The following is a 15,729-nucleotide window of genomic DNA, read 5'->3' on the forward strand; positions in this document are numbered from 1 at the left end:
GAATTTCGACGGGCCGCGCGCCCGTTTTTTTGTGTTTGCAGACCCCCCGTCTGCGCGCCCCAAGTGGAGGTCTGATGACCAACGACCTGATTGCCAAAGCTGCCATTGACCGGCGCCTGGCCGAGATCGTCACCCCGGTGATCGAAGATCTGGGATATGAGCTGGTGCGAATCCGGCTTATGTCTGGTAAGGCGACCACGCTGCAGATCATGGCTGACAAGCCTGAAGGCGGCATTGAAGTGGATGACTGTGCTGCGATCTCGAACGCGGTCAGTGCGACTTTGGATGTAGAGGATCCGATTCTGGACGCTTACGCGCTGGAAGTGTCGAGCCCCGGCATCGACCGGCCGCTGACCCGGCTGAAGGACTTTGACATGTTTGAAGGCTACGAGGCCAAGCTGGAAACCGAAGAGCTGGTCGGCGGCCGCCGCCGCTTCAAGGGAGAGCTGGCAGGCACTGAAGAAGATGAGGTTCTGATTAATATCGACGATCAGGGCGAGACCGTGACCATCGGATTGAAATTTGACTGGCTCAGCGATGCCAAGCTGGTCCTGACCGATGATCTGATCAAGGAAATGCTGCGCCAGCGCAAAGAGGCCGGCACGCTGAACGAAGACGCATTCGACGAAATAGAGACCGAAGAGTCTGACGAGGAGAACAAGTAATGGCTATCACCTCTGCAAACCAGCTGGAGCTGTTGCAAACCGCCGAGGCCGTGGCGCGCGAAAAGATGATCGACCCTGGCCTGGTGATCGAGGCGATGGAAGAAAGCCTCGCCCGCGCTGCCAAGAGCCGTTACGGCGCCGAGATGGACATCCGCGTGTCGATCGACCGCAAGACCGGCCGCGCCACCTTTACCCGCGTGCGCACCGTTGTGGCCGATGAGGAGCTGGAAAACTACCAGGCTGAAATGACCGTCGAGCAGGCGCGCCAGTATATGGCGGACCCCGAGGTCGGCCAGACCTACGTCGAGGAAGTGCCGCCGGTGGAAATGGGCCGGATTGCCGCCCAGTCTGCCAAGCAGGTGATTCTTCAGAAGGTCCGCGAAGCTGAGCGTGACCGCCAGTATGAAGAGTTCAAGGACCGCGCCGGTACCATCATCAACGGCCTGGTCAAGCGCGAGGAGTACGGCAACGTTATCGTCGATGTCGGCGCCGGCGAAGCGATTTTGCGCCGCAACGAGAAGATCGGCCGCGAAAGCTACCGCCCGAACGACCGCGTGCGCTGCTACATCAAGGATGTGCGCCGCGAGCCGCGCGGGCCGCAGATCTTCCTGTCGCGCACTGCGCCGGAGTTCATGGCCGAGCTGTTCAAGATGGAAGTGCCGGAAATCTATGACGGCATCATCGAGATCAAGGCGGTTGCCCGAGACCCGGGCTCGCGCGCCAAAATCGCCGTTATCTCCTACGACGGCTCGATTGACCCCGTGGGTGCTTGTGTGGGTATGCGCGGCTCCCGCGTGCAGGCAGTGGTGAACGAGCTGCAAGGCGAGAAGATTGACATCATTCCGTGGAATGAAGATCAGCCGACCTTCCTGGTGAACGCGCTGCAGCCGGCGGAAGTTTCCAAGGTGGTTCTGGATGAAGAAGCCGGCAAGATCGAAGTTGTGGTGCCGGAAGAACAGCTGAGCCTGGCCATCGGCCGCCGAGGTCAGAACGTGCGCCTGGCGTCGCAGCTGACCAACCTCGACATCGACATCATGACCGAGGAAGAGGAATCGGCCCGCCGCCAGAAGGAATTCGAGGCACGCACCAAGCTGTTCATGGAAACCCTGGACCTGGACGAATTCTTTGCCCAGCTTCTGGTGTCCGAAGGCTTCACCAACCTGGAAGAGGTTGCCTATGTTGAGCTGGACGAACTGCTGGTCATCGACGGTGTTGACGAAGGTACGGCTGAGGAACTGCAGGCCCGTGCGCGCGACTTCCTTGAAGCCCAGGCCAAGGCGGCTCTGGACGCGGCGCGCGCATTGGGTGCCGAGGACAGCCTGATCCAGTTTGAAGGCCTGACTCCGCAGATGGTGGAAGCACTGGCGAAAGATGACGTGAAGTCTCTGGAAGACTTTGCAACCTGTGCGGATTGGGAACTGGCCGGCGGCTGGACCACCGATGGCGGCGAGCGGGTCAAGGATGACGGTATCCTCGAACCCTTCGGCGTGTCGCTGGAAGAAGCGCAGGATCTGGTGATGACCGCCCGCATCATGCTGGGCTGGGTTGATCCCGAAGAACTGGAAGCGGAAGCCGCTGAAGGCGAAGACGATGGCGAAGAGGAAGGCGAGGCCTGATTTCAGGTTTTGCACGGGAGACCTGCATGACACGCGGCGGCGCAACAAAAGACCGGACCGGCGAAAGCGAGCGCAAATGCATCGCAACCGGCGAGTCCCAGCCCAAACAGGGCCTCATCCGTTTTGTGATGGGCCCTGACGGGCAGGTCGTGCCCGATGTGATGGGTAAGTTGCCCGGCCGCGGTGTCTATGTGGCTTCGAGCCGCGAAGCTTTGGCCACGGCAGTCAAGAAGAAGCTGTTTGCCCGTGGTTTCAAGGCGCAGGTTCAGGTGCCGGGCGAACTGGTACACGAAGTCGAGCGCCAGGTTGTCCGCCGTCTGATCGAACTGATCAGCCTGGCGCGCAAGTCGGGCGATGCGGTGTCCGGGTTTGAGCGGGTCAAGGATTGGCTGGCCAAGGAAGAGGCGCAGGTGCTGATCCAGGCCTCTGACGGGTCGGGACGCGGGAAGTCGAAGCTGAGCACGCCCTACAAGGGCAAATTCATCGGCTGCCTCACGGCGGACGAGCTGGGAATGGCATTTGGGCGCCAAACTGCGATCCATGCAGCCCTCGCCTCTGGCGGACTCAGCAAACGTGTTGTAGATGAGGCGCAACGACTGCAAGGTTTGCGCGAAATGGTGGGCGGCAACGGCCGCACGGAAGGATAAGTAGCTTTATGAGCGATAGTGACGGCAAAAAGACACTGGGTCTGCGTGGGGGTTCCCGTCCGGGGAACGTGAAACAGAGTTTCAGCCACGGACGGACCAAGAATGTCGTGGTGGAAACCAAGCGCAAGCGCGTGGTGGTTCCCAAGCCGGGTGCGGCCAAGGGGGGCAGCGGCGCTGCGCCTTCCACATCCGGATCGCGCCGGCCTGCCGGCATCAGCGACGCGGAAATGGAGCGCCGCCTGAAGGCACTGCAGGCCGCCAAGGCCCGTGAGGCTGAGGAAGCTGCGCAGCGCGAAGCCGAGGAAAAGGCCCGTGCCGAAGAGCGTGAACGCCGCCGGGCGGAACAGGAAGCCAAGGAGCGCGAGCAGCGCGAGGCGGAAGAGCGCGCGCGTGCTAAGGCCGAAGAAGAAGAGCGCCAGAGAATTGCAGCCGAAGAGGCTGCCAAGCGTGCTGCCGCTGCTCCCGCACCGGATGCTGCGAAAGCAGAGCGTCCGGCGCCGAGTAAGGCTTCCCCTGCCGCAACACCGCGCAAATCCGAGCGCGAGCGCGAGCAGCGCCCGTCCCGCGGCAAGGGCCGTGATGACAACCGCCGTTCCGGCAAGCTGACCTTGGGCCAGGCAACTGGCGGCGAAGGCAACCGCCAGCGTTCGATGGCTGCGATGAAGCGCAAACAGGAACGCGCGCGCCAGAAGGCCATGGGCGGCTCTGTTGAGCGTGAAAAGGTTGTGCGCGACGTGCAGCTGCCGGAAACCATTGTGGTGTCCGAGCTGGCCAACCGTATGGCTGAACGTGTTGCAGATGTGGTGAAATCGCTCATGCAGATGGGCATGATGGTCACACAAAACCAGTCGATCGATGCCGATACCGCGGAACTGATCATTGAGGAATTCGGCCACAAGGTGACCCGTGTTTCCGACGCTGATGTCGAGGACGTGATCAAGGAAGTCGAAGACAAGGAAGACGACCTCAAACCGCGCCCGCCGGTGATCACCATCATGGGCCACGTCGACCACGGTAAAACCTCGATTCTGGACGCGATCCGCAACGCCCGCGTTGTGGCCGGCGAAGCCGGCGGCATCACCCAGCACATTGGTGCGTATCAGGTGAAAACCGAAAGCGGCACCACGCTGAGCTTCCTGGACACCCCCGGCCACGCGGCCTTTACCTCTATGCGCTCGCGCGGTGCTCAGGTAACCGATATCGTGGTTCTGGTTGTTGCAGCGGACGATGCCGTCATGCCGCAGACCATTGAGGCGATCAACCACGCCAAGGCGGCCGAAGTTCCAATGATCGTGGCGATCAACAAATGCGACAAGCCTGCCGCAGATCCGATGAAGGTCCGAACCGACCTGCTGCAACACGAAGTGATCGTGGAGCAGATGTCCGGTGAGGTGCAGGACGTTGAAGTTTCGGCGCACACCGGCCAGGGTCTGGACGAACTGCTGGAAGCCATCGCGCTTCAGGCGGAAATCCTTGAACTGAAAGCCAACCCGAATCGTGCCGCCCAAGGTGCCGTGATCGAAGCTCAGTTGGATGTGGGCCGCGGCCCCGTTGCCACCGTTCTGGTTCAGAACGGCACTCTGCGCCAGGGCGACATCTTTGTTGTGGGTGAGCAGTACGGCAAGGTCCGCGCGCTGATCAACGACAAGGGTGAACGCGTGCAGGAAGCCGGCCCCTCGGTGCCGGTCGAGGTTCTTGGCCTTAACGGAACACCGGAAGCAGGTGACGTTCTGAACGTGACCGAAACAGAAGCGCAGGCGCGTGAAATCGCGGCATACCGTGAGCAGGCAGCCAAGGACAAGCGCGCTGCTGCCGGTGCTGCGACCACTCTGGAACAGCTGATGGCCAAGGCCAAGGAAGACGAAAACGTTTCCGAGCTGCCAATTCTGGTCAAAGCCGACGTGCAGGGGTCCGCCGAAGCCATCGTTCAGGCGATGGAAAAGATCGGCAACGAGGAAGTACGCGTGCGCGTGCTGCACTCGGGCGTTGGTGCGATCACCGAGACCGACGTCGGCCTGGCGGAAGCCTCCGGTGCACCGATCATGGGCTTCAACGTCCGTGCGAATGCCTCGGCCCGCAACACCGCCAACCAGAAGAGTGTCGAGATCCGCTACTACTCGGTGATCTACGATCTGGTAGATGACGTTAAGGCGGCGGCCTCGGGCCTGCTGTCCGCGGAGATCCGCGAAAACTTCATCGGCTATGCGCAGATCAAGGAAGTCTTCAAGGTCACCGGTGTTGGCAAAGTTGCCGGCTGTCTGGTCACCGAAGGCGTTGCCCGACGCTCGGCCGGCGTTCGTCTGCTGCGCGACAACGTGGTGATCCACGAAGGCACGCTGAAGACTCTGAAGCGCTTCAAGGACGAAGTCGCCGAGGTTCAATCGGGTCAGGAATGCGGTATGGCGTTCGAAAACTACGACGATATCCGCCCGAATGATGTGATCGAGATCTTCGAACGCGAAGAAGTCACCCGTACACTCGACTGATGGACGTTTAGAGTTCGGTAATGAAAGGCCCCGGTCAGAACCGGGGCTTTTTCTATTGGAAATACATGATTACCGCTCCGCCACATGAAAAGGGCAGCCTGTGTAGCTGCCCTTTTGTTGCCTGGCATGTGTGAGTGGCGCTCAGGCGGCGGGTTTGAGAAGGTAGCATGGTATGCATCTTCCAGCCAAACCGCACCGAAAATATCCCGTCTGGGAATGCCCGTATGGAAGCTGCCCTGAACTAGCAAAAGCGTCCAGTTTTCTCTTTTCTTATCATGGCCGTCTCCTGATCCGCTGATGTGCAGTGCAGTGAGTTGGTTCGTGAGTTAAGATTTGAACATAATGGTTAACAAAAGGTTCACGACTTCAGTTTGGGGCGAGCAATTGCCCGGAAAAACCTAACTGGTCTGAAGAACTTGGCTCGGCCCGGAAGGGCGCGCGCCTAAAGTGCGTTACAGCCAGTCACGCAGGATGGGGATCAGCGGGATGTCTGCCGGCGGCATCGGGTAGTCGCGCAGATCCTGCGGCCGTACCCATTTCAGTGTTTGTCCTTCCTTGGCCTGCGGAATTCCCTCCCACTTGCGGCAGGCAAACAGCGGCATCAGCAGATGAAACCCCTCATAGGAGTGGCTGGCGAAGGTTAGAGGCGCAAGGCACGAGGCCCAAGTGCCTATTCCAAGCTCCTCGTGCAATTCCCGGATCAACGCGGCCTCAGGCGTTTCGCCCGGCTCGATCTTGCCGCCGGGGAACTCCCACAAGCCTGCCATGGATTTGCCTTCAGGCCGCTGCGCCAGCAACACTCTGCCGTCGGCATCGATGAGGGCAACAGCAGAAACCAAAACCGTTTTCATGATCGGTAATCCGCGTTGATCGAGATGTATTGATGTGTGAGATCGCAAGTCCAAACTGTCGCTGAGCCACTGCCAAGGCCCAGATCGACCTTGATGCTGATTTCCTGTTTCTTCATCACTGCGGCACCCAGTTCTTCCTTGTAGTCAGGCGAGACCCAGCCGTTCTCTGCGACCAGAACATTGCCAAATGAGATCGACAGAAGATCACGGTCGGCCGCCGCGCCGGACTTGCCGATTGCCATGACGACGCGGCCCCAGTTCGGGTCCTCGCCTGCAATTGCGGTTTTTACCAGGGGGGAATTGGCAATTGCCATGCCATGGGTTTTGGCCTCTGCGTCCGACGCCGCACCAGTCACCTGGATTTCAACAAATTTTGTCGCGCCTTCACCGTCACGCACGACTTGGTGCGACAGGTCCAGCATGACCCGCTCCAGCCCCGCAGCAAACTCTGCGTTGCCAGTTGCATCCACTCCAGAGGCGCCCGTGGCAAACAGCATCAAACTGTCTGAGGTGGAGGTGTCACTGTCCACGGTGATGCAATTGAAGCTTCGGTTGCAGATCTCAGCCAACTGCGCCTGCAGTGCGTCCTGCTCCACCTTTGCATCGGTGAAGATGTAGACCAGCATTGTCGCCATATCCGGTGCGATCATGCCAGAGCCTTTGGCGATGCCGGCTATCTTGACCGTTTTACCATCTATGCCAACGGTGGCGCAGGACCCTTTGGCAAAGGTGTCTGTGGTCATGATGGCCTTGGCAGCTCCTTCCAGAGCACCGTTATCCAGCGCGCCGTTCAGCTCGCCGATTTTTGCAACAATCTTGTCATGGGGCAGCGGTTCGCCAATTACGCCGGTCGAGGCGGTAAAGACCCGTTCAATGGGCACGCCGGTCTGGTCGGCCACTGCGGTAGTAATCTCCGCAACCGATGTTTGGCCAAAATGGCCGGTAAAGGCGTTTGAGTTTCCCGAGTTTACCAGGATTGCCGCACCAGCGTCTGCGGCTCCGCCCAGTTTGGCTTGGCAGTCAAGCACCGGGGCTGAGCGGGTTTTGGACCGGGTGAAGACGCCGGCAACCGCTGTGCCCGGGTCCATGACCGCCAGCATCACATCAGTTCGGCCCTGATATTTGACCCCAGCGGCGGCGGATGCAAAACGTACGCCCTTTATTACAGGGAGATCAGGAAAGCCGGCAGGCGCCAGTGGAGAAACAGGCATGGATTTGGCCATGATCAGTTCCTTACCAGGCTGAGATCTTTGAGTATGGCCGGATCAAGTTCCTCAATCTCAGGCCGTTCGATTTCCGCAGCTGCAGTTAGCTCGTTCACCCGTTCCTCAACCGCTTTCTGGCGCAGCTCATCAGCCAGCACGGCGCGGACTTCCTCGAATTCGGGCGCTTCTGTCTTGCGGCGTTCGTTCAGCAGGATGATGTGCCAGCCAAACTGTGTTTGGACCGGACCCGAAACTTCCCCGGAGCCCAGCTTAAGGACAGCCTGTTCAAACTCTGGCACCATGCGGCCTGTGGTAAACCAGCCGAGGTCGCCGCCGTTCGGGCCTGAGGGACCGGTAGAGCGTTCTTTTGCCAGCGTAGCAAAGTCAGCGCCTGCATCCAGTTCGGCCTTGACGTCCAGCGCGTCTTCTTCGCTTTCGACCAGGATATGAGCGGCGTGAAATTCATCACCGCCTTCGCCGGTGGAATATTTCGCATCATATGCCGCGCGCAGTTTCTCCTCGCCGCTAGCCTTGTCCATGACCGTTTCGATTACCTCCGCGGCCAGCAAGGCGCGTTTTTCATTTTCAACCGAAAGCTCGACATAGTGGGGCACCTGGCCGCGAAGTTGCTGTTTCAATGCTGTTTGCTGGATCAGCTGATCCAGGATTGCGTTGTAGAGGACGTCATCGGGCAGCTGCTTGTACTGCGCCGGCAGGTTTTCGCGTGCCATAACCATATGGCCAATGGTGATCTCCTCGCCATTGACCGAGGCAACCACCGTGTTTGCATGCGGAGATGCTGCTGCGGCCAGCGGCAGCGCAGTACAGGCGGCAACCGCCATACCGCGCAGAAATGTGAGACCTTTACGCATTGAAACCTTCCTATTCCTTGGCCGTTAAGGGCCGTGCCGTTGACACTCTATACCCTGCCGCTTACATCGCCTTGAGGCCATTGGCAGGACCGTCTTTCCACCATTGTTTATGGGTTGCGGTCACGGCGGGCAAGCCTGCCCGATGCATAGGCCGGATATAGGATCGCTGGAGAAGATATGCTGGGTTTCGGATCAATCGCCAAGAAGGTTTTCGGTACGCCAAACGACCGTAAAGTCAAGGCGACACGGCCGCTGATTGCGCAGATCAACGGGCTGGAAGATGAGTTCGCGAAGCTCAGCGATGACGGGCTGATTGCCAAGACCGAAGAACTTCGTAAGCGGGCACTTGATGGCGAAAAATTGGATTCGCTGCTGCCCGAAGCCTTTGCCAATGTGCGGGAGGCGGCCAAGCGGGCCCTTGGCCTGCGAGCTTTTGATACCCAGCTGATGGGCGGTGTCTTCCTGCATCAGGGTAACATTTCCGAGATGAAGACCGGCGAAGGCAAGACCCTTGTGGCGACCTTCCCTGCATACCTGAACGCGCTGACCGGCAAGGGCGTGCATGTGGTCACGGTGAACGAATATCTGGCAAAGCGCGACAGCGAATGGATGGGCAAGGTTTTTGCTCAGCTTGGCATGACCACCGGCGTTATCTGGTCGGGCCAGCCAGATTCAGAGAAAATGGCTGCCTACCAAAGTGACGTGACCTATGCCACGAATAATGAACTGGGCTTTGATTACCTGCGCGACAACATGAAGCCTTCGCTGGATCAGGTGTTCCAGAAGCAGCACAACTTTGCCATCGTTGACGAAGTCGACTCGATCCTGATCGATGAGGCCCGTACCCCGTTGATCATCTCGGGTCCGGCAGAAGATCGCTCTGAGCTCTATTCCACCATCGACAAGATTATCCCGCTCCTGTCGGAGGAGCACTATGAGATCGACGAGAAAACCCGCGGCGTGACTTTTACCGAGGACGGCAACGAGTATCTCGAGCAGACGCTGCGCGAGCATGGGCTGCTAGAAGAAGAGGCCTCGCTCTACGATCCTGAAAGCACCACTGTGGTGCACCATGTGAACCAGGCGCTGCGCGCGCATAAGCTGTTCCAGCGCGACAAGGATTATATTGTCCGCGACGGCCAGGTGGTGCTGATCGATGAATTCACCGGCCGGATGATGCCGGGCCGACGTCTGTCCGAAGGTTTGCATCAGGCGATTGAAGCCAAGGAAGAAGTGCAGATTCAGCCGGAAAACACCACTCTGGCTTCCGTGACCTTCCAGAACTATTTCCGCCTCTATGACAAGCTTTCTGGTATGACCGGTACCGCAATGACGGAAGCCGAGGAATTTGCAGAAATCTATGGTCTTGGCGTTGTTGAGGTGCCAACCAACCGTCCGATTGCCCGGATGGACGAGGACGATCAGGTCTACCGCACCGCCCGTGAGAAATACGAGGCGATGATCGAGGAAGCCAAGGTTGCTCACGAAAAGGGGCAGCCGGTTCTTCTTGGTACAACCTCGATCGAGAAGTCGGAATTGCTGAGCCAGATGCTGCAGCAGGAAGGCATCCCGCACAATGTGCTGAATGCGCGCCACCACGAGCAGGAGGCGCAGATCGTTGCTGATGCCGGACGGTACGGCGCGGTGACTATCGCCACTAACATGGCCGGCCGCGGTACCGATATTCAGCTCGGTGGTAACGTTGAGATGAAGGTGCTGGAGGCGTTGGCGGCCAAACCCGAGGCCGATCCAGCAGAACTGCGTGCCGCCGAGGAAGCCAAGCACGCGGAAGAAAAGCAAAAGGTGCTGGATGCTGGCGGTTTGTTCGTAATGGCATCCGAGCGGCACGAAAGCCGCCGCATCGACAACCAGCTGCGCGGCCGTTCCGGCCGTCAGGGCGACCCGGGCCGCACCCGCTTCTATCTCAGCCTCGAAGATGACCTGATGCGGATCTTCGGCTCTGAGCGTCTGGACAAGCTGCTGTCATCGCTGGGCATGAAGGAAGGTGAAGCGATTATTCATCCTTGGGTGAACAAATCGCTGGAACGCGCCCAGGCCAAGGTTGAGGGCCGCAACTTCGACATGCGCAAGAATGTGCTGAAGTTTGATGATGTGATGAACGATCAGCGCAAGGTGATCTTCAAGCAGCGCCGCGAAATCATGGCTGCTGAAGACTTGTCAGAAATCACCAATGACATGCGCCATGAAGTGATTGATGATCTTCTAGACGTCCATATGCCGCCCAAAACCTACGCCGACCAGTGGGACACTGAGGGCTTGCAGGAACAGGTCCGCGAAATGCTGTCCATTGACGCGCCGGTTGCAGACTGGGCAGCCGAAGAAGGTGTTGATGACGAGCAAATCCGCGAGCGGCTGGTGGATGCGTCCGATAAGTTGATGGCGGAAAAAGCTGAGGCCTTCGGCCCGGAGAATATGCGCAACATCGAAAAGCAGGTATTGTTGCAGACCATCGACAAGAAATGGCGCGAGCATCTGCTGACGCTGGAGCATCTGCGGTCGGTGGTGGGGTTCCGCGGCTATGCGCAGCGTGATCCCCTGAACGAGTACAAAAACGAGAGCTTCCAGCTGTTCGAAAGCATGCTTGACAGTCTGCGTGAGGAAGTCTCCCAGCAGCTCAGCCGGGTGCGTCCGATGACTGAGGAAGAGCAGCAGCAGATGCTGATGGAGATGGCAGCCCGTCAGGCGGCGATGCAGAAGATGGATGTGCAAGCCTCTGGCGCGGAAGCGTCGGCAGATGCAGCGGCGCCTGGTTTTGTAGAGGACGACCCGTCAACCTGGGGCAATCCTTCGCGCAACGACAAGTGCCCATGCGGATCCGGTAAGAAGTTCAAGCATTGCCACGGCAGCTTGGCCTGATTGACCTTTAGTTCCTATCATGCTCCAGCTCCGGAGCGCATGGCAGGTTGCGACGCTGGGTACTTGGCAAAACCGCTGTTCTCAGGCGTTTTGCTACGTGCAGCGCCGTGACTAAGGCGCGTTGCGCAGCCCCGAAAACCGCAGGGGCGGGAGTACTCCTGACTTGTTTTCAGGATCGCAACGAAGGCTGGTAGTTCGCCGGATGTCCTCCTGCTTACAGCCGCAAACGGGCCATCCTTGTGGGGCAGGCTGTGAAAAGCAGTCTGTCTCAGGAGGGCTTCATGCTGACCAAACAGGTAATGCTGACAGGTGCAATTACGCTTGCAGGAGCTTTAGGCATCGGGGTCTGCATGCAGGCAGCGGAAACACGCTGGGTGACCAGCGGAGCCGGCCATTCGCCTGCGGCGGATGATGAAACCTTTGTAGAGCTTGAAGCGACAAGCCTTCTGATCGAGAAGATTTCCCTGACTTCTGCGCCTTCCGGTCCGGCTTCTGATTCCACAGGCATGCCAAGAGCAGAACCGGTGACTGAAGCCTCTTGCCAGACGACGGCTATTGCCGAAGCTGCTCCCCTGGCGATGGTTAAGCTGCCCGTAAGCGCCCCATGCAGCCCGCACGAGCGTCTTACAGCGCATCACAGCGGGATGTGTTTCACCGTTTCCCTGGGTAGCACTGGCAATGTCGAAACTTTTGTGCCGGCCTTGTCATGAACAGCTGTGTTTATCGCCGAAGTTCGAAGCGGTTTCAGTGCTGTAGCTGTGGCCGAAGTTGATGGCATCGAAGATTTTGAGCGTGTCGTTGTGCAGTGGAACGGTAATAGTGGGCTCGAATTGCATGCCCGGGAATTCGGAGCCGCTTATGGAGGTGAGGGGCACGTCTGGCACGGTGCAGGGCGCCATGCTGGCATGGGCCGGATTGACCGGCTGGGAGAACAAAGCCTTCTGGCTCCGCGGATCGCAGAGGTTTACAATTTGCTCCGGCCTGCCGGGACCGTCCGGAACAGTGCCGTTGACAGCAGAAGCCGAAATAACCGAAGGAAATTGCGGCCGGGACATCTTCGCACAAACGCTGCAATTGACCGGTGGCAGGCTCAGCAGCCGTGATCTGGTGATGGCAATGCCAGATTGCGATGCACAGGGTAGCTTTCTGGTGTTGAATAATCTTCTCGAAGACTTGAAGATTGCGGCCAACTGATTTGCGGTAACTTCAGGTATCCACATGACCTTCTTGCGTGCGGCCATTTGTGCCGCACTTTTTCTGACAGTCCTGGCGCGCGGTCTTGCAGCTCAGGATGTCACCCTGTCTTCTCCGGATGGTGCGGTCGAAATTACCGGCACGCTTCTGGGATTTGATGGCGAATTCTACCGGGTGCAGACCCAATTCGGCGAACTCACCGTGGACGGATCGGGTGTGGCTTGCGATGGGCCGGGGTGTCCCAGCCTGTCTGCCTTTGTTGCGGAGATCACCTTTGCCGGGTCCTCCGCCATGTCGGAGGTGATGCTGCCCGCGCTGATTGAAGGCTTTGCATTGCGCAATGGCTACCAGACTCAGCGGGAACCGCTGCCTGGGGGCAACTTCAGTCATGTCTTGCTGCGGGGGCAGAAGCCTGCCGCAAGGTTCACTTTTGCAGTCAGTAATACAGACGCTGGATTCGCAGCTCTTGTTGCTGATGAGGCGGATATTGCGATGGCAACGCGTGAGATCCGCCTGTTGGAAAGAAAGGCCGCTCGGGCTGCTGGTTTGGGAGACTTGACCGGGACTGGGCGCAGCCGCATCCTGGCGCTGGATGCCTTTGTTCCGGTTGTCGCGCCGGCCAATCCAGTGCGTGAGATTACCTTGCCGCAGTTGGCAGGTATCTTGACCGGCCGGATCAACAACTGGCAGGTGCTTGGCGGTCCAGATGCTCCAATTTCCATACATATGCCTGTGTCCGGTTCCGGTCTCTCGCAGGCAGTCGAAGATAAACTGATGGCGCCATCCGGCGCAGGTTTTACGTCCAAGATCAACCGTCATGACCGCAGCAGCACCTTGGTCAGGCGGGTTTTGATTGATCCTTTTGCCATCGGCATAGCAAGCTACGCAGAGAGAGGCGCAGCCCGGGTTCTGACTCTTTCAGGGCCGTGCGGGTTTTCGCTGCAGGCCAGCCGGCAGGCGGTGAAGACCGAGGACTACCCGTTGACCGTGCCGATGTTTCTATACTTGCCGGCCCGGCGCCTGCCCAAAGTCGCGCGCGATTTTCTGGCTTATGTGCGCGGACCCGCTGCTCAGGCAGTGATACGCCGTGCCGGTTTTGTCGATCAGGCCCCGGAACTAATCCCGGTGAGCCGCCAGGGGAACCGCCTGTCCAATGCTATTCTGGCGGCAGACCAGAAGGCGGGCCTGGCTGAATTGCAGCGGCTGGTGACCGCGCTGGGAGGGATGCGGAGATTAACAGCCACGTTTCGGTTCGAGCCGGGATCTTCGCGCCCTGACGCCCAGTCCCGCAGCAACATCGAACAATTGGCTCGGGCGCTCGAAGCAGGTGAGTTCGATGCTCAGGAGCTTGTTTTCGCAGGTTTTTCCGACGGGGTTGGCCCGGCGGATGGCAACCGGCAGATCGCGATGAAGCGGGCTGCCGCTGTGCGTGACGCGGTGATCAAGGCTGCGGAAACCGCAGACGTCAGCCGCGTGAAGATTCGGACTGAGGGTTTTGGTGAAGTCTTGCCGATGGCCTGCGATGATAGCGATTGGGGCCGCCAGATCAATCGGAGGGTAGAGGTCTGGGTACGTTAAGCGTGCCTCTGCTTTCTCAGCTTTACCAGAACCCTAAGTATTAGCTCTCATTATAGTTCAACCAGTTTTGGCGACCAGATCACTCACCTTTTCCCCAATCATGATCGCGGGTGCGTTGGTGTTTCCGGAGACGATTTCCGGCATGATGGAACAATCGGCAACACGCAGCCCCTCAACGCCGTGAACGCGCAGCTTTTCATCTACCACTGCATTCTCCCCCGCTCCCATCTTGCAGGTACCAGTGGGGTGATAAATTGAAACCGAGTTGCTGCGCGCCCAATCCAGTGTTCCTTCGTAATCTTCCATTTCCAGGTCAGCGCTGGGGCGGAATTCCTCGGCAATTTTGGAAGCCAAAGGATTATGCCGGGCAATGCGCCGGGCGATATTGATGCCGTCGACGATTGTCCGGCAGTCGGTCTCGGCGGACAGGTAGTTCGGAATGATTTTGGGGTAGGTCCTGGGGTCCGGTCCGTTCAGCCGGATTTCGCCCCGGCTTTCGGGGCGCAGCTGGCAAACTGACATCGTGAAGGCGGAGAATGGATGTACCCCTTCGCCGGGACTGTCTGCCGACCAGGGCTGCACATGGAACTGGATGTCGGGTGTTTCCACTTCAGGCCGGGTTTTCATGAACCCGGTTGCGAGGCTCGCCGCCATGGTCATCGGTCCCGCCCGAAACAGCGCGTACTTCAAGGCGATCCGGGCCTGGTTGAACAGGCTGCGGACCTCATCGTTGAGCGTTGGTTCATTGCATTTGTAAACCAGCCTTGCTTGCAGATGGTCCTGCAGCCCTTGGCCCACACCGGGCAGATCGACAAGTGGTTCGATACCATTGGTCTGCAACTGGTCAGCCGGGCCGATACCTGACAGCATCAAGGTTTGCGGCGAATTGATAGCGCCGCCGGACAGTATCACTTCCCTGCGGGCCGTAATAGTGTGGCGCTGGCCTGCTTTGTCCAGATAGCTGACGCCTGTCACCCGGCGCCCGTCTAGATTTACCTTTTCGACGAGGGCATTTGTAATGATCTGAAGATTGGGCCGGTTCCGCGCGGGCTTAAGGAAGGCGACTGCCGCACTGCATCGCCGACCGTTGCGGGTGGTGAGCTGGAAGTAGCCGACGCCTTCTTGCTCCGCCCCGTTGTAATCGGGGTTGAACGGGTATCCCGCTTCCTGTGCGGCAGCCACCCAAGCGTCGCAGATTGGGCGTTGGATGCGCATGTTTGAGACTGCCAGCGGTCCGCCAGTTCCATGGAATTCATCTGCGCCGCGCTCTTGGTCTTCGGAGCGCTTAAAGAGCGGCAAAACATCTTCCCAGCCCCAGCCTTTGTTGCCCATCTGGCGCCAACGGTCGTAATCCTCCTTTTGGCCGCGGACATATAATAGTCCGTTCAACGAGGAAGACCCTCCTAAAACCTTGCCTCGCGGCCAATCAATAGAGCGGCCATTAAGACCCGGATCCGGTTCAGTCCTGTAGCACCAGTCCACTGCCGGGTTGTGCATGGTTTTGAAATAGCCGACCGGAATATGAATCCAGGGGTTCAGGTCCCGCCCGCCGGCCTCCAGCAGCACCACCTTGCTGCGCGGATCCGCACTCAGCCGGTTTGCAACAACACAGCCGGACGACCCTGCGCCAATGACGATGAAATCCGCGTCCAAATCCATCCCTCCCGATCCCTCGATGAAAAAACTTCTATACAGGATGCGTAATTTGGTCTAGCGTTTTTTGATACGAAACGTCTCA

12 protein-coding genes are annotated in these 15,729 nt (G+C 58.9%); 7 read left to right on the top strand and 5 right to left on the bottom strand.

Annotated features, from left to right (window positions below; translation table 11 throughout):
- Window positions 1–74: 74 nt before the first annotated feature.
- The 4 genes from rimP to infB are packed head-to-tail and all read left to right on the top strand — an operon-like array spanning window position 75 to window position 5,414.
- Window positions 75–665: a ribosome maturation factor RimP gene (gene rimP / locus N6L27_RS15025; RefSeq protein WP_039184589.1), complete on the top strand. Its 591-nt coding sequence runs from the start codon at window positions 75–77 to the stop codon at window positions 663–665.
- The gene (gene nusA, locus N6L27_RS15030) at window positions 665–2,281 is read left to right on the top strand and encodes a transcription termination factor NusA (protein ID WP_271908106.1); all 1,617 of its coding nucleotides are present in this window, start codon (window positions 665–667) and stop codon (window positions 2,279–2,281) included. Before rimP ends, nusA begins: the two co-directional genes overlap by 1 nt.
- Before the next feature lie 26 nt (window positions 2,282–2,307).
- Window positions 2,308–2,928 (top strand): RNA-binding protein, encoded by a 621-nt coding sequence (locus tag N6L27_RS15035; RefSeq protein ID WP_039184593.1) that lies wholly within the window; start codon window positions 2,308–2,310, stop codon window positions 2,926–2,928.
- Between the two features lie 8 nt (window positions 2,929–2,936).
- Entirely contained in the window at window positions 2,937–5,414 is a 2,478-nt protein-coding gene (infB, locus tag N6L27_RS15040) for a translation initiation factor IF-2 (RefSeq protein ID WP_271908107.1), read from the top strand.
- A gap of 452 nt (window positions 5,415–5,866) precedes the next feature.
- Here the strand turns inward: infB and mutT are convergent, their stop codons facing one another.
- Genes mutT through N6L27_RS15055 form a run of 3 tightly spaced genes read right to left on the bottom strand, consistent with a single transcriptional unit; the run spans window position 5,867 to window position 8,342 of the window.
- Window positions 5,867–6,265, bottom strand: a complete 399-nt coding sequence (gene mutT / locus N6L27_RS15045; RefSeq protein ID WP_271908108.1) for an 8-oxo-dGTP diphosphatase MutT — start codon at window positions 6,263–6,265, stop codon at window positions 5,867–5,869.
- Complete coding sequence (argJ, locus tag N6L27_RS15050) at window positions 6,262–7,488, bottom strand: bifunctional glutamate N-acetyltransferase/amino-acid acetyltransferase ArgJ (protein ID WP_271908109.1); 1,227 nt, start codon at window positions 7,486–7,488, stop codon at window positions 6,262–6,264. Before argJ ends, mutT begins: the two co-directional genes overlap by 4 nt.
- Before the next feature lie 2 nt (window positions 7,489–7,490).
- Window positions 7,491–8,342 carry a peptidylprolyl isomerase gene (locus N6L27_RS15055; RefSeq protein WP_271908110.1) on the bottom strand — a complete coding sequence of 284 codons (852 nt, stop codon included), beginning with the start codon at window positions 8,340–8,342 and terminating at the stop codon, window positions 7,491–7,493.
- 177 nt (window positions 8,343–8,519) lie between these two features.
- Here N6L27_RS15055 and secA point away from each other — a divergent pair, with 177 nt between their 5' ends.
- Both secA and N6L27_RS15065 read left to right on the top strand, forming a co-directional pair.
- Complete coding sequence (gene secA, locus N6L27_RS15060) at window positions 8,520–11,219, top strand: preprotein translocase subunit SecA (protein WP_271908111.1); 2,700 nt, start codon at window positions 8,520–8,522, stop codon at window positions 11,217–11,219.
- Window positions 11,220–11,500: 281 nt separating this feature from the next.
- Window positions 11,501–11,929, top strand: coding sequence for a hypothetical protein (locus N6L27_RS15065; protein WP_271908112.1), 429 nt, complete (start codon window positions 11,501–11,503; stop codon window positions 11,927–11,929).
- On the opposite strand, the gene N6L27_RS15070 is transcribed toward N6L27_RS15065, so the two are convergent.
- On the bottom strand, window positions 11,924–12,460 hold the full coding sequence (locus tag N6L27_RS15070) for a hypothetical protein (RefSeq protein ID WP_271908113.1): 537 nt from the start codon (window positions 12,458–12,460) through the stop codon (window positions 11,924–11,926). The genes N6L27_RS15065 and N6L27_RS15070 overlap by 6 nt on opposite strands.
- Here N6L27_RS15070 and N6L27_RS15075 point away from each other — a divergent pair.
- The gene (locus tag N6L27_RS15075; RefSeq protein ID WP_271908115.1) at window positions 12,438–13,991 is read left to right on the top strand and encodes a phosphate ABC transporter substrate-binding/OmpA family protein; all 1,554 of its coding nucleotides are present in this window, start codon (window positions 12,438–12,440) and stop codon (window positions 13,989–13,991) included. The two genes, N6L27_RS15070 and N6L27_RS15075, sit on opposite strands and share 23 nt — an antisense overlap.
- A 57-nt stretch (window positions 13,992–14,048) precedes the next feature.
- On the opposite strand, the gene N6L27_RS15080 is transcribed toward N6L27_RS15075, so the two are convergent.
- Window positions 14,049–15,650, bottom strand: a complete 1,602-nt coding sequence (locus N6L27_RS15080; protein ID WP_271908116.1) for a GMC family oxidoreductase — start codon at window positions 15,648–15,650, stop codon at window positions 14,049–14,051.
- Between the last annotated feature and the right edge of the window lie 79 nt (window positions 15,651–15,729).

The sequence above is a fragment of the Leisingera sp. SS27 genome (assembly GCF_028368855.1).
In the GTDB taxonomy this organism is placed as follows: Bacteria; Pseudomonadota; Alphaproteobacteria; order Rhodobacterales; family Rhodobacteraceae; genus Leisingera.

Excerpts from the sequence above, each read along its gene's own strand:
- rimP (WP_039184589.1), top strand. The coding sequence starts at position 75 with ATGACCAACGACCTGATTGCCAAAGCTGCCATTGACCGGCGCCTGGCC.
- N6L27_RS15075 (WP_271908115.1), top strand. The coding sequence starts at position 12,438 with ATGACCTTCTTGCGTGCGGCCATTTGTGCCGCACTTTTTCTGACAGTC.
- nusA (WP_271908106.1), top strand. The coding sequence starts at position 665 with ATGGCTATCACCTCTGCAAACCAGCTGGAGCTGTTGCAAACCGCCGAG.
- N6L27_RS15065 (WP_271908112.1), top strand. The coding sequence starts at position 11,501 with ATGCTGACCAAACAGGTAATGCTGACAGGTGCAATTACGCTTGCAGGA.
- N6L27_RS15080 (WP_271908116.1), bottom strand. The coding sequence starts at position 15,650 with ATGGATTTGGACGCGGATTTCATCGTCATTGGCGCAGGGTCGTCCGGC.
- N6L27_RS15055 (WP_271908110.1), bottom strand. The coding sequence starts at position 8,342 with ATGCGTAAAGGTCTCACATTTCTGCGCGGTATGGCGGTTGCCGCCTGT.
- N6L27_RS15035 (WP_039184593.1), top strand. The coding sequence starts at position 2,308 with ATGACACGCGGCGGCGCAACAAAAGACCGGACCGGCGAAAGCGAGCGC.
- argJ (WP_271908109.1), bottom strand. The coding sequence starts at position 7,488 with ATGGCCAAATCCATGCCTGTTTCTCCACTGGCGCCTGCCGGCTTTCCT.
- N6L27_RS15070 (WP_271908113.1), bottom strand. The coding sequence starts at position 12,460 with ATGGCCGCACGCAAGAAGGTCATGTGGATACCTGAAGTTACCGCAAAT.
- secA (WP_271908111.1), top strand. The coding sequence starts at position 8,520 with ATGCTGGGTTTCGGATCAATCGCCAAGAAGGTTTTCGGTACGCCAAAC.
- infB (WP_271908107.1), top strand. The coding sequence starts at position 2,937 with ATGAGCGATAGTGACGGCAAAAAGACACTGGGTCTGCGTGGGGGTTCC.
- mutT (WP_271908108.1), bottom strand. The coding sequence starts at position 6,265 with ATGAAAACGGTTTTGGTTTCTGCTGTTGCCCTCATCGATGCCGACGGC.